The sequence below is a fragment of the Grimontia kaedaensis genome (assembly GCF_023746615.1).
Classification (GTDB): Bacteria; Pseudomonadota; Gammaproteobacteria; order Enterobacterales; family Vibrionaceae; genus Enterovibrio; species Enterovibrio kaedaensis.
This window is the reverse complement of the sequence record NZ_CP082275.1, coordinates 3,645,846-3,666,930: the sequence shown is the minus strand read 5'-3', so window position 1 is coordinate 3,666,930 and position 21,085 is coordinate 3,645,846. Positions and strand designations below refer to the sequence as shown.

Annotated in this window: 21 protein-coding genes; 12 read left to right on the top strand and 9 right to left on the bottom strand. The window is 51.2% G+C overall.

The genetic code is table 11. The features are described from left to right. Positions 1-59 precede the first annotated feature (59 nt). Complete coding sequence (locus K6Q96_RS16445; protein WP_491899754.1) at positions 60-2,612, top strand: class I adenylate cyclase; 2,553 nt, start codon at positions 60-62, stop codon at positions 2,610-2,612. Positions 2,613-2,690: 78 nt separating this feature from the next. Here K6Q96_RS16445 and cyaY read toward each other — a convergent pair whose 3' ends face one another. Then, complete coding sequence (cyaY, locus tag K6Q96_RS16440) at positions 2,691-3,002, bottom strand: iron donor protein CyaY (protein ID WP_039850150.1); 312 nt, start codon at positions 3,000-3,002, stop codon at positions 2,691-2,693. Between the two features lie 74 nt (positions 3,003-3,076). Here cyaY and lptM point away from each other — a divergent pair, with 74 nt between their 5' ends. The 6 genes from lptM to K6Q96_RS16410 are packed head-to-tail and all read left to right on the top strand — an operon-like array spanning position 3,077 to position 7,682. Then, positions 3,077-3,238, top strand: a complete 162-nt coding sequence (lptM, locus tag K6Q96_RS16435) for an LPS translocon maturation chaperone LptM (RefSeq protein ID WP_251876874.1) — start codon at positions 3,077-3,079, stop codon at positions 3,236-3,238. 24 nt (positions 3,239-3,262) lie between these two features. Further along, on the top strand, positions 3,263-4,516 hold the full coding sequence (gene lysA, locus K6Q96_RS16430) for a diaminopimelate decarboxylase (RefSeq protein ID WP_251876873.1): 1,254 nt from the start codon (positions 3,263-3,265) through the stop codon (positions 4,514-4,516). Positions 4,517-4,526: 10 nt separating this feature from the next. Beyond that, the gene (gene dapF, locus K6Q96_RS16425) at positions 4,527-5,357 is read left to right on the top strand and encodes a diaminopimelate epimerase (RefSeq protein ID WP_002539665.1); all 831 of its coding nucleotides are present in this window, start codon (positions 4,527-4,529) and stop codon (positions 5,355-5,357) included. Beyond that, positions 5,354-6,028 carry a DUF484 family protein gene (locus K6Q96_RS16420; protein ID WP_002539666.1) on the top strand — a complete coding sequence of 225 codons (675 nt, stop codon included), beginning with the start codon at positions 5,354-5,356 and terminating at the stop codon, positions 6,026-6,028. Before dapF ends, K6Q96_RS16420 begins: the two co-directional genes overlap by 4 nt. Continuing rightward, positions 6,025-6,942, top strand: a complete 918-nt coding sequence (gene xerC / locus K6Q96_RS16415; RefSeq protein ID WP_046305546.1) for a tyrosine recombinase XerC — start codon at positions 6,025-6,027, stop codon at positions 6,940-6,942. The genes K6Q96_RS16420 and xerC overlap by 4 nt, the downstream gene beginning before the upstream one ends. 23 nt (positions 6,943-6,965) lie before the next feature. Beyond that, entirely contained in the window at positions 6,966-7,682 is a 717-nt protein-coding gene (locus K6Q96_RS16410; protein ID WP_251876872.1) for an HAD-IA family hydrolase, read from the top strand. Here K6Q96_RS16410 and K6Q96_RS16405 read toward each other — a convergent pair. From K6Q96_RS16405 to K6Q96_RS16390, 4 genes are read right to left on the bottom strand one after another with little or no spacing between them, the layout of a single operon-like run. Continuing rightward, on the bottom strand, positions 7,679-8,116 hold the full coding sequence (locus K6Q96_RS16405) for a DoxX family protein (protein WP_251876871.1): 438 nt from the start codon (positions 8,114-8,116) through the stop codon (positions 7,679-7,681). The genes K6Q96_RS16410 and K6Q96_RS16405 overlap by 4 nt on opposite strands. A gap of 20 nt (positions 8,117-8,136) precedes the next feature. Continuing rightward, the gene (locus tag K6Q96_RS16400) at positions 8,137-8,886 is read right to left on the bottom strand and encodes an HvfC/BufC N-terminal domain-containing protein (protein WP_251876870.1); all 750 of its coding nucleotides are present in this window, start codon (positions 8,884-8,886) and stop codon (positions 8,137-8,139) included. Further along, on the bottom strand, positions 8,883-9,734 hold the full coding sequence (gene bufB, locus K6Q96_RS16395) for an MNIO family bufferin maturase (protein ID WP_251876869.1): 852 nt from the start codon (positions 9,732-9,734) through the stop codon (positions 8,883-8,885). Before bufB ends, K6Q96_RS16400 begins: the two co-directional genes overlap by 4 nt. A gap of 21 nt (positions 9,735-9,755) precedes the next feature. Next, a complete protein-coding gene (locus tag K6Q96_RS16390) occupies positions 9,756-10,016 on the bottom strand; it encodes a BufA1 family periplasmic bufferin-type metallophore (protein WP_062667406.1) in 261 nt (86 codons plus the stop codon). Positions 10,017-10,396: 380 nt separating this feature from the next. Here K6Q96_RS16390 and uvrD point away from each other — a divergent pair, with 380 nt between their 5' ends. After that, positions 10,397-12,574, top strand: a complete 2,178-nt coding sequence (gene uvrD / locus K6Q96_RS16385) for a DNA helicase II (protein ID WP_251876868.1) — start codon at positions 10,397-10,399, stop codon at positions 12,572-12,574. 69 nt (positions 12,575-12,643) lie between these two features. Here the strand turns inward: uvrD and K6Q96_RS16380 are convergent, their stop codons facing one another. From K6Q96_RS16380 to rarD, 3 genes are all read right to left on the bottom strand, one after another. Then, positions 12,644-13,141, bottom strand: a complete 498-nt coding sequence (locus K6Q96_RS16380) for a DUF2780 domain-containing protein (protein WP_251876867.1) — start codon at positions 13,139-13,141, stop codon at positions 12,644-12,646. Positions 13,142-13,157: 16 nt separating this feature from the next. Then, positions 13,158-14,930 (bottom strand): gamma-glutamyltransferase, encoded by a 1,773-nt coding sequence (ggt, locus tag K6Q96_RS16375; RefSeq protein WP_251876866.1) that lies wholly within the window; start codon positions 14,928-14,930, stop codon positions 13,158-13,160. A gap of 170 nt (positions 14,931-15,100) precedes the next feature. Further along, positions 15,101-16,000, bottom strand: a complete 900-nt coding sequence (rarD, locus tag K6Q96_RS16370; protein ID WP_251876865.1) for an EamA family transporter RarD — start codon at positions 15,998-16,000, stop codon at positions 15,101-15,103. Between the two features lie 277 nt (positions 16,001-16,277). Here rarD and recQ point away from each other — a divergent pair, with 277 nt between their 5' ends. The 4 genes from recQ to K6Q96_RS16350 all read left to right on the top strand — a co-directional run bounded on the left by recQ (position 16,278) and on the right by K6Q96_RS16350 (position 19,808). Beyond that, a complete protein-coding gene (gene recQ / locus K6Q96_RS16365; RefSeq protein WP_251876864.1) occupies positions 16,278-18,128 on the top strand; it encodes an ATP-dependent DNA helicase RecQ in 1,851 nt (616 codons plus the stop codon). Then, positions 18,121-18,429, top strand: a complete 309-nt coding sequence (locus K6Q96_RS16360; protein ID WP_251876863.1) for a DUF3630 family protein — start codon at positions 18,121-18,123, stop codon at positions 18,427-18,429. Before recQ ends, K6Q96_RS16360 begins: the two co-directional genes overlap by 8 nt. Positions 18,430-18,573: 144 nt before the next feature. After that, entirely contained in the window at positions 18,574-19,239 is a 666-nt protein-coding gene (locus K6Q96_RS16355; protein ID WP_251876862.1) for a 7-cyano-7-deazaguanine/7-aminomethyl-7-deazaguanine transporter, read from the top strand. Positions 19,240-19,367: 128 nt separating this feature from the next. Next, complete coding sequence (locus K6Q96_RS16350) at positions 19,368-19,808, top strand: GNAT family N-acetyltransferase (RefSeq protein ID WP_251876861.1); 441 nt, start codon at positions 19,368-19,370, stop codon at positions 19,806-19,808. A 235-nt stretch (positions 19,809-20,043) separates the two neighbouring features. On the opposite strand, the gene elbB is transcribed toward K6Q96_RS16350, so the two are convergent. Continuing rightward, positions 20,044-20,694 carry an isoprenoid biosynthesis glyoxalase ElbB gene (gene elbB, locus K6Q96_RS16345; protein WP_251876860.1) on the bottom strand — a complete coding sequence of 217 codons (651 nt, stop codon included), beginning with the start codon at positions 20,692-20,694 and terminating at the stop codon, positions 20,044-20,046. Positions 20,695-21,085 lie beyond the last annotated feature (391 nt).

The following is a 21,085-nucleotide window of genomic DNA, read 5'->3' as shown; positions in this document are numbered from 1 at the left end:
TCTTTTAGACTTAGCTCCCGTTTCGTTGACTAGGATGTCGGCAACTTTGGATGTTTATCTTGCAAAACTATGTTGATCAGCAATTAGAGCGTCTTAATGCCTTCAACCACGTTAGGTTGGAGCGCGCCCGAAGCGCTATGCACTCTCAGGCCGTTAATGTTTTTAACGTATTGCCTGCCTTGCTGCACTTTAATCATCCTGCTGTTCCTGGTTACCTCGAGCGTAGCGTCGTTCATGGTATCTGCAATTTCTCTCTTTCTGATGTCCAGCAAGACTTTGTAAACGATTGTGCTCTCGCACTGAATACCCCCTCTCCTGTTAAGCCGTTCTCCCAAGAGCACCCAATCAAGGGCCTATTCTCGATGGGTAGTACCGCGTCAATGGGCCAAAGCCTTTCTAGTGATTTGGATATTTGGGTCTGTGTGCAGGATTGGGTCGCGCATGATGAACGTGACATGCTGGACGCCAAATGTTCACTGATCTCCGACTGGGCAATGTCTCAGGGTGTGGAAGTGAACTTCTTTGTGATTTGCGAGCAGCGTTTCCGCCAGAACATGGCGCAGGCGATGACCACAGAAAACTGTGGCTCAACCCAACATTACCTGCTGCTCGATGAATTCTACCGCTCCGCCGTGCATCTCGCTGGCCAACATCTTCTTTGGTATCTGGTACCGCCGGAGATGGAAGGTTGCTACGAAGATTATGTCGGAGAGATGATTGCCAGTGGTGCTATTAAGCGCGACGACTGGGTGGACTTTGGCGGTTTGCCATCGATCCCGGCGGAAGAGTACTTCGGCTCTAGCCTCTGGCAACTGTATAAAAGTATTGATTCACCCTATAAGTCGGTACTCAAAGCAATTCTGCTTGAAGCTTATTCTTGGGAGTACCCAGGCACCCAGCTTCTGAGCGTTGACGGCAAACGCCGTTTCTTCTCTGGCATGTTGGACGTTTACCAGTCTGACGCTTATTACCTGATGCTGGAGAAAGTCACCCGCTATCTTGAGCGCATCGATGACCACCGCCGTCTTGATCTGGTGCGTCGCTGCTTTTACCTCAAAACCCACGAGAAGCTGACCCGTGAACCTGGCCCTGGCTCAGTGCCATGGCGCCGTGAAGTGCTCTGTATTCTGACCCGTGAATGGGGCTGGACACAGGAAGACATCGCGCGTCTGGACAATCGCCGTAACTGGAAAGTGGAAGAGGTTAAAGAAGCGCACAACGAACTGCTTGAAGCCTTGATGTTGAGCTACCGAAACCTTATCCGGTTCGCGCGTCGCAATGACATCACCTCTGCAATTAGCCCTGAAGACATCAGCATTCTGGCACGTAAGCTTTATGCTGCGTTTGAGGTGTTGCCGGGCAAAGTGACCTTGCTTAACCCGCAACTGTCACCAGATTTGCATGAAGCGGACCTTAGCTTTATTCAGGTGCAAGAAGGGCGCAGTAACCCACCGGGTTGGTATCTCTATAAGCAATCATTGAAGCCTGTTGAAATCATCGGCCGCTCGCCGCTCGAACATAACCGCTACCTGTCCAAGCTGGTGGCATGGGCGTATTTCAATGGTCTGTTGACCGAATCAAGCCGCCTCCATTCAGTGGCACGTAACAGCAATGTCGACATCGATAAGCTTTACCAACTGGTCAGTGACCTACGCAACACCTTCTCGGTGCGTCGTCCGCAGCCTTCTCTGCAGGCGCTGTCGAGCCCTTGTGAAGTGCGTAAACTGGCGCTGTTCATCAACCTTGAAAACGACCCGACCACAGAGCTTAAGCAGCCTGCGGTGCGTTTCGATTTCAAAAACACGGACATTTTCAGCTACGGTGCTGAGCAGCAGTGTTTGGTTGGCAGTGTTGATTTGGTTTACCGCAACAGCTGGAACGAAGTGCGTACCCTGAACTTTAAGGGCGAGAACGCCATTCTCGATGTGTTGAAAACTCTGCTGGGTAAAATGCACCAGGATGCTATTCCACCTGAGTCAGTGGATGTATTCTGTTATGCGGGCAAGATGCGTGGTTTGATTCGTAACCTGGTTTATCAACTGGTGGCAGAGTGTATCGATATGCGCTTGAAACCGGTCGATCAGGAAAAACGCCGCCGCTTTAAAGCGATTCGTGTAGCAGACCAAACCTTCGGTCTATTCTTTGAGCGCCGCGGTGTGTCAGTGCAGAAACTAGAAAACTCCGTCGAGTTCTACCGTTCGATTTCAACCAATAAGGTTCATGGTTCACCGGTCATGGTATTGGACAAAGATGCCGATATCCATCCGCCGGAAGTGGTCGATGCTTACGCCAGTGAAGGTCTTATCCAGTTTTTCTTTGAAGATTGCGATGATGGGTTCCACATCTATGTACTGGATGAAAACAATCGCGTGGAAGTGTACCGCCAGTGCAGCGGTGACAAAGAAGAGATGGTACAGGGCGTAAACCGCTTCTATACTTCTCCGCAGGAAACCACTAACTTTGCTGGTAAAGGCGTGAATTTCAACCTGCCACAGTTCTACGACATCATCCATCAAGCCGATGGTCGAGCGCAGGTCATCCCCTACAAGAGTGAGCGTCAGTGGCAACGTGCAGATGCGAATACTGACGCAGCCCAATACGCGTCCCGCTGAATCAATCCCGATTTCAGAAAAAAGGCTGACAACACATGTTGTCAGCCTTTATTAATACACTTTAAATCAAGCAGCTTGTTACCAGTCCACACTCTCGCCAGCGTGTTTGGAACATTCTTGCTTCACCATATCCATAAATTCCATGCCACTCTTGCTGCACAGCCATTGGCCGTCCTGGTAGCTGAAGTGGAATCCGCCTGAGCGCGATGCCAACCAGATTTCTTTCATCGGTTCCTGACGGTTGATGATGATCTGGCTGCGGTCTTCAAAATCCAGTGTCAGAACATTACCATTCGTTTCGTAATCGATATCCGCGCCACTCTCGTCGATGCCGTCTTCAATCGCCATCCATTGCTCGTCAACCAGTTCATGGTATTGGCTTGTGTTCATTCTCAGTCGTCCTATTGCTTTTCAGTGCGTTGATGCGATTATAGAGGGCATTAACTTTTAGATCACTGGCAGAAATGATGCGATTAACCCTGAAACTTGCCGCACTGGCAACAGTAGCCCTGATTTCGGCATGCGGTCAGCAAGGACCTCTCTACTTTCCAGAAGATGCACCCGCGCAAAATGAGCAGGTAAATTCGGAAACGCCGCAGGATACTCAGGAATCTACTCAGCCATAACACTTTGGACAGGGAAGGACAACGTTGGACTACTTCAATTATCAGGATGACGGGCAACTGTGGGCAGAAGATCTGCCATTGGCGCAGCTTGCAGAGCAATACGGCACACCGCTTTACGTATATTCGCGTGCGACGCTGGAGCGTCATTGGCATGCGTTTGATAAAGCCGTGGGTGACCATCCGCACCTGATTTGTTACGCCGTGAAGGCGAACAGTAACCTTGGCGTACTAAATGTATTGGCGCGTCTGGGCTCAGGTTTTGATATCGTTTCACAGGGTGAACTGGAGCGCGTATTAGCGGCTGGCGGCGATCCGAAGAAAGTGGTGTTCTCTGGCGTGGGTAAAACCGAACCGGAAATGGCGCGTGCGCTGGAGCTGGGCATTAAATGCTTTAACGTCGAATCAGAAGCCGAGCTGGATCGCTTGAACAAAGTGGCGGGCGAGCTGGGTAAAGTGGCGCCAATCAGCCTGCGTATCAACCCGGACGTGGATGCCAAAACCCACCCGTATATTTCTACCGGTCTGAAAGAAAACAAATTCGGCATCGCGTTTGATAGAGCCCGTGAGGTTTACCAATACGCGAATAGCCTGCCACACCTTTCTGTGCATGGTATCGACTGCCATATCGGTTCACAGCTGACAGAGTTGGCGCCGTTTATCGAGTCGACCGATCGCCTGCTGGGGTTGATTGATGCGCTGGGTCAGGATGGCATCTCTATCGATCACCTTGATGTGGGTGGTGGTTTGGGTGTGACTTACAGCGATGAGAAGCCGCCAGAGCCGTCTGACTATGCGAAAGCCTTGCTTGACCGTTTGTCGAACCATCAGGATATCGAGCTGGTGTTTGAGCCAGGTCGTGCCATCGCCGCTAATGCCGGTGTGCTGCTGACCCAGGTTGAGTTCCTCAAGCACAACGAAGAAAAGAATTTCGCCATCATTGATGCGGCAATGAACGACTTACTGCGTCCAGCGCTTTATCAGGCTTGGCAGGATATTGTTCCTGTGCAGCCACGTCAGGGTGAAGCCAAAACGTATGATTTGGTTGGTCCTGTGTGCGAAACCGGCGATTACCTCGGTAAAGACCGTGCGCTGGTGCTTGAAGCGGGCGACCTGCTGGCGGTGCGTTCATCAGGTGCTTATGGCTTTGTGATGTCGTCTAACTACAACACCCGCTGCCGTGCGGCAGAAGTGATGGTAGATGGCGACCAATCCCACTTGGTGCGCCAGCGTGAGCCGCTGGCATCACTGTGGGAGTTAGAACAGGTACTGCCTGAGTAAAAGGATCCGGATGCAGATACAATTTTCCAAAATGCATGGTCTCGGCAACGACTTTATGGTCGTTGATTGCGTGACGCAAAATGCATACTTCTCTCCGGACATGATCCGCCGTCTGGCGGACAGAAATACCGGAGTGGGGTTTGATCAGCTGTTGGTGGTTGAGCCACCTTATGATCCGGAAAGTGATTTCCATTACCGGATATTTAATGCTGACAGCAGCGAAGTGGAGCAGTGCGGCAATGGTGCGCGCTGCTTTGCCCGTTTTGTGCGGATGAAAGGGCTGACCAACAAAAACCAAATTCAGGTCAGTACCAAAGGCGGCAAGATGATACTCAAGATGGACAGTGACGAACTGGTTACTGCCAATATGGGTGAACCTATCTGGGCGCCGTCTAAAATCCCCTTCCGCGCAAACGCTGAAGAAAAAACCTATATTTTACGTGTAGAAGATAAAACCCTGTTTGTGGGCGCGGTCAGTATGGGCAATCCACATTGCGTCACTGTGGTCGATGACGTCGATACCTATGACGTGGAAGGCCTGGGTCCGCTGGTGGAATCCCACGAGCGTTTCCCTGAGCGTGTTAACGCTGGCTTTATGCAGGTGGTGTCGCGCAATGAAATCCGTCTTCGCGTTTACGAGCGCGGTGCGGGGGAAACTCAGGCGTGTGGCAGTGGTGCTTGTGCTGCAGTCGCTGTAGGTATTTTGCAGGGTTTGCTTGATGAATCGGTGAAAGTCCACCTGCCAGGCGGCGATCTGAAAATCCGTTGGAAAGGCGTAGGGCATCCGCTTTACATGACGGGTCCGGCTTCACACGTATATGATGGACAGATAACAGTATGACGGAGCTTTCCAAGCTCGAAGGGCCACTGGCTGAGGCATTGACCGAAGAAGCCGTGGCCGCTTTTTTGAAAGACAATCCAGACTTCTTCCACCGCCAACCTCAACTGGCGGCGCAATTGAGAGTGCCTCATGCTGAACGTGGTGCGGTATCTCTCGTCGAAATCCAACTTGGCCGTTTGCGTGAGCGTGTGGCCGAGCTTGAAGAAGATATTACCCAACTGATGAGTATCGCGGCGGGTAATGAAAACCTGTTTCGCGCTTTCTCCCACGCGCACAAGGCGTTGTTTGCGGCAGAAAGTGAAGACGATATTCATAAAGCCTTGTTGGAACTTGCCAACTCACTGCACTTGGTTGTGAGCCTTCGTCTCTATGACGGTGGCCACCATCAATTAAACCGCAAGAGTGTGGATGCGGTGAAAGCGGCACATTTCTGTGGCCAGCGAATCTATCTGGGCAGATTGCGCAAAGTCGATGGCGACCAGTTCGTCACTCAGGCACCTGAGCTTGGCTCCTATGCGCTGGTCCCTGTGTTTAAAGGCAAAGAACTGGGTTTCCTGACCTTTGCCAGCCAAGATGGCGGTCACTTTCAGCCCAGCATGGATACCCTGTTCGTCGAGCAGATCGCCGAGCACATCGCCATTCTCCTCACCAAGTGGCAGGCGAACGAATGAGTTTGCCTGCCAGCATCGAAAAACCGCTGGCGCGATTCTTTGATTACATGATCCGCGAGCGGGGCTTAAGCCGCCACACCGAAAACAATTACCGCCAACAACTGACCGCCAGTGCTGAGTTTCTGGTGGGTGCTGGTGTGACCAAATGGCAGGATGTTGATGCCGCATGGGTGCGCCAGATTGCAGCCCAAGCCAAGCGCGAACGTCTGAAAGCGGGCAGTATTGCGCTTCGCCTATCTGCCCTTCGCAGTTTTTTTGACTTTATGGTGTCAGACGGCGCACTGGCGGCGAATCCCGCGAAAGGCGTCGCAGCGCCCAAGCAAGGTCGCACGCTGCCAAAGAACCTTGATGTCGATGAAGTGAATCAGTTGCTGTCGGTGGATGCAGACGATCCATTAGCCGTGCGTGATCGCGCCATGATGGAGCTGATGTACGGCGCAGGACTTCGTCTGTCTGAGCTTATTGGCCTTAACGTTCGTGATGTGGCGATGCGAAAGGGCGATTTGCGTGTAATCGGTAAAGGTGACAAAGAGCGCGTTGTGCCTTTTACCGGTATGGCGAAAGAATGGCTGTTCAACTGGCTGAAAGTGCGTAACCAACTGCTTAAAGGGCCGGAAGATGCCCTTTTCCTGTCGAAGCTGGGAAACCGTATCTCTCCGCGCAGCGTACAAAAACGTATGGCGGAATGGGGACAGAAACAGGCGGTTAGCAGCCATATCAATCCCCACAAATTGCGTCATAGTTTTGCTACCCACATGCTGGAATCTTCTGGTGACTTGAGGGCGGTGCAGGAGCTTCTGGGCCATGCTGACCTCTCCACCACCCAAGTCTATACCCACCTCGACTTCCAGCATCTGGCCAAAGTGTACGACGCCGCGCACCCCAGAGCGCGTAAGCGTAAAAACGACGACTAACCGCACTACTTCAAGGAGCGCGCATGAAGTTCTATCGCCGCTGGCAGCCTATCTCTGCCATGACGTTTGATTTGGATGACACCCTGTATGACAACCGGGTGGTGATTATCCGTGCAGAGCAAATGTTACTGGACTGGCTGGAAGCGCGATGCCCGGCGATGACTAATTTTGACTGGCCGCAGTGGCAGGTGATGCGTGCAGAAGTGATTGCAGCGGATGCGTCGCTGGTGGGGTTTGTCACCGAAATTCGCCGCGCTCAGCTTACCTTGGCGGCTTTACGTTGCGGCCTGAGTGATGCTGATGCCAAATCTCTCGCCGATGATGGCGTGGCATTTTTCCTTCATGAGCGCAGTAATTTTATTGTTCCGGAAGAAGCGATGCAGATCATGGGTGAACTGGCTGTCCGTTATCCGCTGGTGGCGATCACCAACGGGAATGTCGATTGTGACAAGCTGGGCCTGACGCCACTGTTCAAAAAAGTGCTTCAGGCAGGCCCTGATGGTGCTGCGAAACCTGACGGTGCACTGTTTACCAAGGCGCAATCCATTCTGAATATTCCCGCAGACACCATTCTCCATGTTGGCGACCACCTTAAAGCCGATGTATGCGGGGCGAAACTGGCTGGCTTTAAAGCGTGTTGGTTTAACGACACAAAAACGCCGCTGACATTGCAGCGGCGCGCTTCGTTACTGCCGGACGTGGAAGTTTCCAACCTTTCCGAGTTGCTCGCACTCAGTTAGTTACGGTTCTTCAACCAGTTATCGACTGCTGCCATACCTGGTCCCCAAATCATGGTGACGAGAAGCATCACGCCCCACATCTGGTGGTCGAAAAAGCCTTTTGGCCACAGCGCGGGATAAGACACCACCGCGACAATGTTAAACGCAAACAGGGCAAAAGCCGCTGGGCGGGTTAAAAGGCCGAGTGCCAGGAAGATAGGTAAAATGAGTTCCGCCGCTGTGCCGAGGTAGGCAGCCATTTCCCAAGGAATAAACGGTACCTGATATTCGTATTCGAACAGGAACAGTGTACTGTCCCAACTGGCGATTTTGGTCTGGCCGGATTTGAAAAATACCCAAGCTACCCAAAGGCGGCTAACCAGCAGAAGAACCGGAACCAAAGGCTTAAGCGCAGATTCCATCAAGTCGTCGATTTTATTGATCACAGCGAACATGTGCGATTTCCTTTTTCTTGTTAATCACCGGCCAGTGCAAAGCTGCTGAATACACCGCGTTGCATGGCGCCGGAAATGTGTGGCAAAAGCTCGGGGTCAATCTCCCCAAACGCGAAATCTTTGCAAGCGAGGATCAGCGAGGCTTCTTCATCGCTGATAGTGGTGACACTGATCCCTTCGTCATCTTTCTGCACCAACAGGGCTTCTGGACGCATCAAATCCAGCTGATTCAAGGCTTCCTCATCCTGATTGCTGACCGCTTGCCAAAGTGTGGCGATAGCGAAGTCACTTTTCATCACAGCGGATGCCGGAGAAACCGTGAGCTGAATACGCGGAAAATCTTCCGGTGGTATTTCTGACAAGGCCTCGACCGGAAAAGCCTCAGGCAATGGCGCTCTGTTCACGCATTGGATATGCCATTCAATCTCAGCGATATCTGCCAGATACGGCACGGCTTCGATGATGTTGGGCAGCGCGCGAATGGTGTCAGCAAACCCGGCGCCATAGCGATCGGCGCAGGCGTTATCCATGGTGGTGCCAAGTACGTGGTGACGGGCAATGGCCTGAAAGCACTCTTCACCCACCAGAGCATTGGCGACGGGGTAAATGTTCTCGAGGCATTCAGTCAGGGTCATCACAAAGTTGTTGCGGTAAACCTGTATCAGCGCTTCAGGCTCTGTCACGCCTTCTGCAACAGGTAAATCGTGTGACTCATAATGCAGGGCATCGCGAAATTGATGCTGCAGCGAAGCAAGGCTAGGTGCGCTCATGATGCCTCCTTCACGGATGGCGAGAGGGCTTTGACGATGCGATCGGCTTTTGCTGCTTCACCGAGTAAAACGTCCGGCGTGGGGATATCGCGATCCCATTCAATCAAGGTATGGCGCGCGCCGTGCTCGGCAATCCATTTTTCATAAAGCGACCACACAGGCTCAGACACGGGTTGGCTGTGGGTATCAATCCAGATTTCCCCTTCGTCTAACTGCTTCACGGTAAAGCCGGCCAGATGAATTTCCTGTACCCACTCAGGATTAATTGCCGCGAGGTAAGTGTCGGTATCAAAGCCATGATTGAAGGCGCTGACATGAATGTTATTCAGATCGAGTAATAAACCACAGCCAGTACGCCTCGCCACTTCGGCGAGGAACTCCCACTCAGGAATGGTGGAGTGACTGAAACTTAAGTAGCTCGATGGGTTTTCGACCAGTATCTGGCGGCTCAGATGGTCTTGCGTCGCGTCGACATTGCGGCAAAACACCTCCAGCGCTTCTTCTGTATACGGCAGAGGCAGCAGGTCATTGAAGTATTCGCCGTCGACCGAACTCCAGCTTAAATGGTCGGAAACAAAGAGGGGGTCGATGGAGTCGACCAGATGTTTCAGCTTGCCAAGATGGTGTTTATTCACAGGATCGACCGATCCCAGTGACAAACCCACACCGTGGCAACTGATGTCATAGTGGCGCCGCAGCGTATGCAGCGCCTCAAAGGCCTTTGAGTGCGGCAGGAAAAAGTTCTCACTGTGTACTTCTAACCATCCGATATCCGGGGAATGATTAAGAAAGTGAGCGTGGTGTGGCTGTCTCAGTCCAACGCCCACCCAAGGAGATACCTTTTCCATACCGGGACCCTTCAATGCCAATTAAGACGAAGTGGTTGAACCGCCAACCAGACGCTCACACAGACCTTTTGGTACGACAACGAATGCGTCAGTTTGTGAGTCTTTGGTAGATGTACCCGCACAAGAGCTGTTGTTCGTTGCACAGTCGTTTTTACCGGCTTTCACCACGCCATAGCATTTTTCTTTCTCTGCTGCTTGAGCGGGAGCAGCTGTCAGGGTAGTTGCACCTACAGCAAGAAGACTAGTAACAGCAGCAGCGACAGCAAAATTGGTCTTTTTCATGATGGTTCCTCTCTTTACAGACTTTTGTCATCAAGATAATCAATACGTTATTCAGGGAGCCCCTGATGGCACTGTTGGTTATTCAGTGCTCTTCCAAAAGGATAGGTCTCTGGCATAAAAACTTTCGTTATTACGGTTTTTTTTAAGCTTATTTTTCTTTAAATAGGTAAAGATGTACTTATGAATCTGATTTTATTGGTTTTAATTTTTGGGTGTTTTTTGTCTTGAAACGGCAGACGTGAAAGCTATTCATGAAGTGAGAAAGAGGCAGAAGCCGTTACAGATTCAAAAACAAGCGCAGTGCGATAAGCAGATCTGCAACTCACGACGGTTTATGGGTATAATCGTCAACCAGTGTATAAATAACCAGTGAATGAACGATGGACGTATCCCACCTGATTGACGGTCTGAATGACAAACAACGCGAGGCAGTGGCTGCTCAGCTTGGCAACTATCTTGTTCTGGCGGGCGCAGGCAGTGGTAAAACACGTGTGCTGGTTCATCGTATTGCCTGGTTAATGCAGGTTGAATATGCTTCGCCGTTTTCGGTGATGGCGGTAACTTTTACCAACAAAGCCGCTGCAGAAATGCGCGGGCGTATTGAGCAGTTGATGCAGGGCACGGCTTCCGGTCTTTGGTGCGGCACTTTCCACGGTTTGTGTCACCGTATTCTCCGTGCCCACCATCTGGATGCAAACCTGCCGCAGGACTTTCAGATCCTGGACTCAGACGATCAACAGCGTCTGCTTCGCCGCCTGATCAAAGCGCAGAATCTGGATGAAAAACATTGGCCTGCGCGTCAGGCGTCTTGGTACATCAACGCCAAGAAAGACGAGGGCCTGCGCCCGCATCACATCGATGCCCAGTTTGATCCGGTAGAGAAAACCTGGCTGCGTGTTTACGCTGCTTATCAGGAAGCCTGTGACCGTGCAGGTTTGGTGGATTTTGCGGAATTGCTGCTGCGTTGCCACGAGCTGCTGCGTGATAAAGAACATATCCGTGAGCACTATCAAGCGCGTTTCCAGCACATTCTGGTGGATGAGTTCCAGGATACCAACAACATCCAATATGCTTGGCTGCGTATGATGGCGGGCAACAGTGCCAAAGTGATGATCGTAGGTGATGACGACCAGTCCATCTATGGTTGGCGCGGTGCGAAAATCGAGAACATCTCTCGCTTCCTGCAGGACTTCCCTGGCGCTGAAACCATCCGTCTTGAGCAGAATTACCGCTCGACCGGCAACATCCTGAAAGCGTCTAACCACCTGATTGAAAACAATGCCGAGCGCATGGGAAAGAGCCTGTGGACGGAAGGTCAGGAAGGTGAATTAATTTCTGTATACAGTGCGTTTAACGAGTTAGATGAAGCCCGCTTCGTAGTGGGCAAAATCAAAGCCTGGCAAGACGAAGGCGGCGCGCTGAATGACACTGCGATTTTATACCGAAACAACGCCCAATCCCGTGTGCTTGAAGAGGCCTTGATTCAGGCAGGTCTGCCGTACCGCATTTACGGTGGTATGCGATTCTTCGAACGTCAGGAAATCAAAGATGCGCTGGCGTACCTTCGCATGATTGGTAACCGTTTTGATGATGCGGCTTTCGAACGCGTGGTGAATACGCCAGCACGTGGTCTTGGCGATCGCACCCTCGAAACCATCCGTCTTGCTGCGCGTGATCGCGGAGCAACCATGTGGGAAGCGAGTAACCAGCTGCTTGAAGAGCAGGTGCTGGCAGGCCGCGCTGCAAACTCTTTGCGCCGTTTTGTCGAGCTGGTGAATGCGCTGGAAGATGACACCCGCGAAATGGCGCTTTTCCAGCAAACGGACTACGTGATCCAGCACTCCGGCCTTCGCGCTATGTACGAAGCAGAGAAAGGTGAAAAAGCGCAAGCGCGCATTGATAACCTTGAAGAACTGGTCACAGCTACCCGTCAGTTTGAAGTGCCGGAAGAGGTGCAGGAAGAAATGTCGCCACTGTCGGCGTTCCTCTCTCATGCCGCGCTTGAAGCTGGTGAAGGTCAGGCTGATGAGTTTGACGATGCGGCACAGCTAATGACATTGCACAGTGCCAAAGGCCTTGAGTTTCCCATGGTGTTCATGGTGGGTGTTGAAGAAGGCATGTTCCCAAGCCAGATGTCGGCGGAAGAAGCCGGACGTTTGGAAGAAGAGCGTCGCCTTTGTTATGTCGGCATGACCCGTGCGATGAAAAAGCTCTACATCACCCACGCGGAAATGCGCCGTGTTTACGGCAAAGACATGTTCCATAAGGCGTCGCGATTTATCCGCGAACTGCCTGAAGATTGCCTGGAAGAAGTGCGAATGCGCGCGAAAGTGTCGCGTCCAGCCGCAGCATCCGGGCGTTTCTCGCAAACCCAGACCCAAGAGAACTTTAACCAGACCGGGTTCTCGCTTGGCCAGCGAGTGCAGCACCCGAAATTCGGTGAAGGCACCATCATCAACTTTGAAGGTAGTGGTCAGCAGAGTCGTGTACAGGTGGCGTTTAACGGGGAGGGTATCAAATGGTTGGTTACCCAATACGCCAAGCTTGAAGCGATGTGATTCGGTTTTTTAAAAAAGAAAGGGTGGCATGGAGCCACCCTTTCTTTTTTGGCATGTCGATATATTGGATTAAGCGGGTGTACCCCAGGCACTTGCCAGATCGCTGATGAGTGATTCACTCGCGCCAGCGCCTGTCAGGTGCTTTAAAATGACAGGTGCGAATTTCTGCACCATACCTGAGTCCATTCCCAACATGTTGAACACTTTGTCTACTGACTCCATATTCGACAGGTTGCTGCCCAAATCACCAGGGATCATGCTGGTCAGTGAATCCATACCCGGTACCATTTTCAGAAGTTCACTGCTTTGGCTTTCACCCAGTGTCTCGTAAGCCATTGCCAGCAGTGCACCAGCACCGCCTGCAGCTTGCTTGTCGTCAACACCCAGATCAGTGGAAAGCAGCTCAGTCAGCGGGTTGCTGGCTGTTTCGCTGCTCACGCCTTCCAACAGGTTCGACGCTTCTTTCTCGGCACTGCCAAGCAGGCTACCCAAGTCGGTCGCCTGTGCTGGGATACTCGCTGTGCCCATAAGGGTACACAGCGCAATCATATTCACTCTACGCAACATTCTTTTGCTCCTGACGTTATTCCGCCACAACTAAACCTTCGCGCCTTGGGTCAGCTCCGCCTACCAAGGTGCTGCTATCGATAACAATACCGTGTATACCCGAGGTTAAGTCACGAATATTGACTTCATATCCCATTGCTTCAAGCGCGGGCTTGAAACTTTCTGCGTCCGTCCCGGCTTCAAGATCATAGGTGCCGAAACGGTTTACAAGGTGAGGCAGGTCGATGGCTGACTGAATGTCGAGTCCCCAATCGAGGTGCGCGACAAGGGTTTTTGCTACATAACCGATAATGCGGCTACCGCCAGGTGAACCAACTGCCATGTATGGTTTGCCATCGCGCATCACGATAGTTGGCGACATGGATGAGCGGGGACGTTTGCCCGGCTCAACACGGTTGGCAATCGGATACCCGTTAGCGTGGGTTTTGAACGAGAAGTCTGTGAGCTCGTTGTTGAGCAAGAAGCCTCGTGTCATCAGGCGTGAGCCAAAGCCGTTCTCGATGGTGGTGGTGATGGAAACGATGTTGCCATCTTTATCCACAATTGAGAAATGGCTGGTGGAAGGCAACTCAATAGACTCGTCATCGGCAAGTTTTGGTGCAACGCTAGCGTGGCTGAACTTGGGCTCACCCGGGCTAACTTCTTTCATTGCACCTTCCGCTGGGATTATTTCCGCGCGGGCTTTGAGGTATTCCGGAGCCAGCAGGCCTTCTGTTGGAACCGGCACAAAATCGCTGTCGGCAATGTAGCGGCCACGGTCTGCAAACGCCATCCGTGAGGCATCACCAATCAAGCGCCAGCTTTCAGGATTATCTTTACCCAGTGACTTCATAGGAAAATGGCTCAGAACCCCCAGAATTTGTCCTACCGTGATACCACCTGAAGTTGGCGGCCCCATGCCACAAATACGGTACTGGTGGTAAGGCGCGCAGACAGGTTTACGCTCCACAATGCGGTAATCTTTCAGATCGTCTTTGCTCAGAATGCCTGGATTGCCTGCGGCATTTTGCACTGTCGCCACGATGTCGGCGGCAATCTCACCTTCGTAGAAGTTATCAATGTCTTCAGCAACCAGTTTTAATGTATTGGCATATTCCTGATTCACCAGACGGTGACCGACAGTAAGCGGATTACCATTGTCGTCAAAGAAATACTGGTAGGTGTATGGGTAACGGCGCAGTCGATCGGTATCGCGCTCAATCAGACCCGCTAAACGGGGTGAGACTTCAAAGCCACTTTCTGCCAGTTCAATGGCCGGCGTCAGTACTGTGCGCCATGAAAGATTTCCGAATTTGGCGTGAGTATCGTGCATCAGGCGTAGGGTGCCCGGCGTGCCCACAGAGCGCCCACCGACCACAGCATCATAGAACTTCAGCGGCTCGCCATTTTTATTTTGGAACAGGGTCGGAGTGGCGTCTTTTGGTGCGGTTTCGCGTCCATCAAACGTGGTGAGTGCCTGTGCATCACTATCCCAATACACCAGCAGTGCGCCGCCTCCAATGCCTGAGCTTTGCGGCTCGACCAACCCCAAAACCGTTTGGACTGCGACCATGGCGTCAATGGCATTACCGCCCGCACGCAGCATGGCTTCACCGGCTTTACTGGCATGGGGGTTGGCAGAGGCCACCATCCACTCTTTACCTTTTACGGCTTTACGCATCACGCTACCGGTCGCAAGCTCCGGTGCAACGGCGTCAGCGGCTTCACCCTTGGTGGTGGCGGACACAGGAAAAGCGAGTGCAAGGCTGAGTGCCAGCGCGGAAATAAAAGGGGTAGGGTGTTGTTTCATTGTAATTCCTTTTAACGCCCAAAAGTTGGACTTTGAGTATAGTCCGCAAAAGGAAGAGAAGAGTGTCGGATTATCGAGGCAGTTAGCCTGATTTTTCCCGCAATAGCAGCAAGATAGCGTGAGGTTTTTGAGGAAGAAAAAACGGCACCCCAAGGTGCCATTTTTAGTGTTTAGCGACTCGCTCGCTGCTTGTTACGTTTTCTGACAGCATCGAAAGTAAAGATCGCCAAAGCGGTCCAGATAAAAGCAAAAGTGGTTGCTTTATCTGCCGTGAAAGGTTCGTTGTAGAGACCAACGGCCAGCATAAACATGATGGTTGGGCCTATGTACTGGAAAAAGCCCAGCGTCGAGAGACGTAATTTCGTCGCCGCGCCGTTAAAGCAAAGCAGTGGCAGTGTTGTCACCACACCGGCAGCGATCAGGAGGAGGTTCAATCCCCAACTGTTTTGCATCATGTCCGAGGTGCTACTGCTGGCGATAAACAAAATATAAATCAGCGACATTGGCATCAGCACCAGAGTTTCTATGAAAAGCCCGGTAGCAGCATCAACGTTAATCTTCTTACGCAGCAGACCGTAACAGCCAAAGCTGCATGCCAGCACCAGTGCGACCCAAGGCAGTGAGCCAAAGGTGATGACTTGAATAGCCACACCGAGAAATGCCAAGATTACGGCAACCCATTGTAGCTTTCTGAAACGCTCACCAAGGAAGACCATACCAAGCACCACATTGATAAGCGGGTTGATGTAGTAGCCAAGACTGGCATCGAGCATCAGGTCGTTTTTGACCGCCCAGATAAAAATCAGCCAGTTAGCAGCGATCACTATGGCGGTAATGGTCAGAACGCCAAGACGCTTTTTGTCTTTCAACAGCAATTTGACGCGCGCAAGGCCACCGCTGGCATGAAGGATGAGAGCTAGGAAGAAGAAAGACCAAATCACGCGGTGCACCAACACTTCCATCGGTGGCACATCGGTTAGAGCCTTAAAGTAAAGCGGAGCGACGCCCCACATGGTGTAAGCGCCCAGCGCCAGCATCACGCCGCGGCGGGTTTGTTGCGCATCATTCACTGCGAAATCTCTACATCTAAAAACGCTAAAGAGCAAAAACCGCCTGATGGCGGTGCATGCAGCGAAAAATAATGAGTTAAAGGGTAACAGACTGAAAGAAAGCCTGATGACGCTTCTTTTGTAAAAGTTTTTGCTGCTTTGGCCAGTATATGGACTTCCCTTTTTGAAGCACACCTTTTCTGTTGAGAAAAATTGAACTGACAGTTCGTCGTCGTTGACCTTTTATCCATGCTCCGCTGCGTTTAGAATGAGCGGCTATTAAATGATGAGAGGCTCTATGACCGTTACCGATTCGGCCGAAATGACACCACCACTGGCGCACGACGAAACTGTTCTGCAGGAAGTGTTCGGCTATCACAGTTACCGCGACGGTCAGAAAGAAATTATCGATGCCGCAGTTGGTGGACGTGACTCATTGGTGATCATGCCAACAGGCGGTGGCAAGAGTCTCTGTTATCAAATCCCTGCCTTGGTGCGTGATGGCCTCACCATCGTGATCTCACCGCTGATCTCCTTGATGAAAGATCAGGTTGACCAATTGCTGGCAAACGGCGTGCAAGCAGCATGTCTTAATTCTTCGATGAATCCAGATGAGCAATCGGCCACGTGGCAATCGCTGCGCAATGGCTCGCTCAAGCTGTTGTATGTATCACCAGAGCGCATTCTGATGCGTGATTTCATCGAGCGCCTGCAGTCTGTAAACCTTGGCCTGATTGCGGTCGATGAAGCACACTGTATTAGTCAGTGGGGACACGACTTTCGCCCTGAGTACGCCCAACTTGGCAGCCTGAAGCAGCATTTCCTTGATGTTCCTGTGATGGCGCTGACCGCAACGGCAGATGACACCACGCGTCAGGATATCTGCCAGCGTCTGGCCCTCAATGACCCGCACATTTATCTTGGCAGTTTTGACCGCCCGAATATCCGCTACACCTTAGTGGAAAAGCACAAGCCTCTGGCGCAATTGACCCAGTTTCTGGCAACCCAGTCCGGTCAGGGCGGCATTGTTTACTGCAACAGCCGTAAACGTGTCGAGCAGGTGGCAGAAAAGCTGATTGGCAGTAATATCCGCGCTGCGGCTTACCATGCTGGCATGACGAACGAGCAACGTGCCTGGGTACAGGAAGCGTTCCAGCGTGATGATGTGCAGATAGTCGTCGCGACAGTGGCTTTCGGCATGGGCATCAACAAACCCAATGTGCGTTTTGTGGTGCACTACGATATACCGCGCAATATCGAATCCTACTATCAGGAGACCGGCCGCGCCGGACGTGATGGCCTGCCTGCAGAAGCAGTGATGTTTTATGACCCGTCAGACATTGGCTGGCTGCACCGCTGCCTTGAAGAAAAACCGGATGGTCCGCAAAAGCTGGTGGAAAGCCACAAGCTCAATGCCATGGGCGCATTTGCCGAAGCGCTGACATGTCGCCGTCTGGTGCTGCTGAACTACTTTGGTGAGTATCGCGAGAAACCTTGCGGCAACTGCGATGTCTGCCTTGACCCGCCGACGCTGTTTGATGGTACTGAACAAGCGCAAAAGGCGCTGTCCTGCGTGTACCGCGTGAACCAGAATTTCGGTGTGGGCTACACAGTCGAAGTGCTGCGTGGGATGCAGAGTCAGCGTATCAAGGAATATGGACACGATAAGCTCAGCACCTATGGTCTGGGGAAAGAGTTCAGCCATGAATACTGGGTCAGCATTTTCCGTCAGCTTATCCACCGTGGTTATCTGGTGCAGAATATCGCCCGAAGCTCTGTGCTGCAATTGACCGAAGAGGCGCGTCCGTTGCTTCGCGGGGAAATTGCGCTAGAACTTGCAGTGCCGAGATTAGGTCTGTCGCCACGTAGCAAAGCTGACAAGCTTGGTAAGCGTAACTACGACAAGAAGCTGTTTGCCAAGCTCCGTAAGCTCCGTAAAGCGATTGCGGATGAAGAAGACATTCCACCATACGTGGTCTTCAACGATGCCACCTTGATTGAGATGGCAGAGATGATCCCAACCTCGCAAGGTGAGCTGTTAGCAGTGAATGGTGTCGGTCAGCGCAAGCTCGAAAAATACGGCAACGTATTCCTCGATGTGATTGAAGACCATATCACCCTTAATGACGACGAGCCGAGTTATGGATAACCCTACTTTCCGTCTTTCCCACCATGACAGCGAAGCAGGTCGGCTGGTGCTGGCTACAGATGCGCTGGATTTTGATAATGCCGAGCAACATCTGATCGCGTTTTGCCAACTGATTGACGCTAAGGTCACGGAAAAACAAACCGACGCGGATTTACTGAGCTGGCTTATCGACTTTGAAGGTGTGCCATTTATGCTACGAGCCGAGCATTACAGCGCCAGTGTTTGGCTGGAAAGGCTGGGCGCAGAGGGTGATGAAGAGCTTGCCTTTCTGAATACCTGGCTGTCGAAACAGCTTGGCTAAGTCGCATTAGAAATTGACCAATTTGCAGCAGTTGGCATTCGCCTGAATTGATGTATAATTCGCCACCTTCTTAGGAGCCAGATCACAGAATCTGGTGAGTTTTTAATTTGGGTTCCCTCACCCCCAATGACAAAAAGGTTCACAATGAGCACTTTTACGCCCGCGCAACAGCGCAAAGCCCTTTCCTTCCTGGTGGTTTTCCACCTGGTTATCATTGCATCCAGTAATTACCTGGTTCAGCTGCCATTTACCGTTTTCGGGTTTCACACCACTTGGGGTGCGTTTACTTTCCCGTTCATTTTTCTGGCAACTGATCTAACTGTTCGCATCTTTGGTGCAGGCCTTGCACGCAGGATCATATTCGCGGTCATGGTACCGTCGTTGTTGATCTCCTATGTGCTGTCGGTTCTTTTCTACCAAGGCGAATATCAGGGACTGGGTCATCTGACTGAGTTTAATCTTTTCGTTGCGCGTATCGCTGCAGCAAGCTTTATGGCTTACCTGTTGGGACAAATCCTCGATATCCATGTGTTCAACCGTCTGCGCAAAACCAAGCAATGGTGGGTGGCACCAAGCTGTTCAACGCTGTTTGGTAATGCGATTGATACCTTGGCGTTCTTTGCGATTGCTTTCTACAACAGTCCGGATGCCTTTATGGCGGAGAACTGGGTGGAAATCGCGCTGGTCGATTATGCATTTAAACTGGTGATCAGCCTCGGCTTGTTCGTTCCTATGTATGGTGTGCTGCTGAACTATATTGTCAGCCGCATTACCCGGGTGAATGAAGCGGCTGAAACCAAACTGGTTTAACAGAGAAATCAACGCAGAATATTGAGGGAAAGAGAGCCGGTCGAAAGACCGGCTTTTTTATGTCCTATCTTCAAGCGCTATAATCGAATCACGAGCGTCTTGGCGCTGACTATTTCAAGGAATCCCTCATGATCATTCGAGAAGGCACGTTGGCGGAAGCTGTGAACGTGCTCAGCCAAATTGATGAATTTGCCCATCAGGAAACTCTCGCGTCGCTAAAAAAACGTATTGGTGATAAACCATCATTGGTATTGGTTGCTGATATCGACGGCGAACTTTGTGGCATCAAAATTGGCTACCAGTTAGATAACGAGTGTTTTTATAGTTGGCTGGGTGGTGTCACGAAGGCTGGTCGTCGTCGCGGTATTGCACAGGCATTGCTGCATGCACAGGAGCGTTGGGTGAAAAAACATGGCTATACCAGTCTCAGGATAAAGTCTCGTAATTGCTTTGCAGGCATGCTGTGTTTGCTGCTTAACAACCACTACCAGATTGAGCATCTGGAGAAAAAAGATGTATTGGAGCAATATCGCCTTCATTTTGTGAAGAAAATCACACCTATGGAATGAAGGTAAAAAACAATCAAAATACTGCTTGCTAAATAGTAATGAGAATGATTATTATTTGTCTTGTTCGAGGGCAAGTGGGAAACTTACTTTCGGACACACGACATTGCTCACATTGCTTCCAGTATATGTTTTTGCATGAAACTGCTTATGTTGTGCAGTTGACCCTGATGCAGGCGACGCTTTTGCTCAAAAGCGTCGCTTTTTTCTTTTCTATCTTTCCGGTCTTTCGAAACGCTTACGCCAGTTCAACCAGCTTACTGACCAGCTTAGCGATCCCCGCATTTGCCTGACTGACAGAGGTGGCGAGCATGTATGCTGGCGTTGAGAGTAGGCGACGGCTTTGATCCAGCACGAAGTCATCCACCGGACAATCAATGTGTTCACCGCCCATGGCATTGAAAGCGGCGGCTGTTTGTGGGTCGTTGCCAATCGTACCTTTTGCTCCCGGGCCGTATACTTTCGGGATCAGTACCGGAGATATACAAACATAACCAGCTGGCTTTTCCGCGGTGGCAAACGCCTTACACACGCGAAGCACTTCTTTCTCGATCTCCATTTCCTCATCGCCGGTGGCAAAGGTGCTCAGGTTCTTAGCCACGCCAAATCCGCCAGGTAGCAGAAGGGCATCAAACTCATTCACATTGAGTTCACTAAGTGGCTTTACATCACCACGGGCAATGCGTGCCGCCTCTACCAGAACATTGCGTGTTTCACCGGACTCTTCACCGGCGGCGTGATTAATCACATGGTGTTGGTCAACATCCGGCGCGAAACAATGCCAGGAAGCCCCCGCCTGCTCAATTGCTAGCAGGGATAAAACGGACTCATGGATCTCTGCGCCGTCGTAAACACCACAACCAGCCAGAATGACTGCCACTTTCTTCATAAATGCGTCCTCATCATAAATTCGGGACAGGCAATCACCGCTTATTCCTAGCCTGTCAGCTCATCAATGCTAGGCTAGTTTATGAGCAAACTGGTAGGGATTTGAATCTAACCGGATCACATCCTTACAGATCTATAAAAGAAAATTTTTCTGGATAACTCGATCATGGCACTAATTTCTTTTTCCACAGTCGATGATCGGCGATCGATCCTGATCACGATCAATAACTTAAGGTTAAGTATCAGAAAAATAAAAGGTAAAAATCTTTTCTCCGTGATATTTTTAATCTGATCTAAAGACCTTAAAATAAATACCAACAAACTTATCCACAGATAATTTCAGTGAGTGAGTTGTGTATAAGGCTCATACACAGGGTAGGTGGGGTCGATTA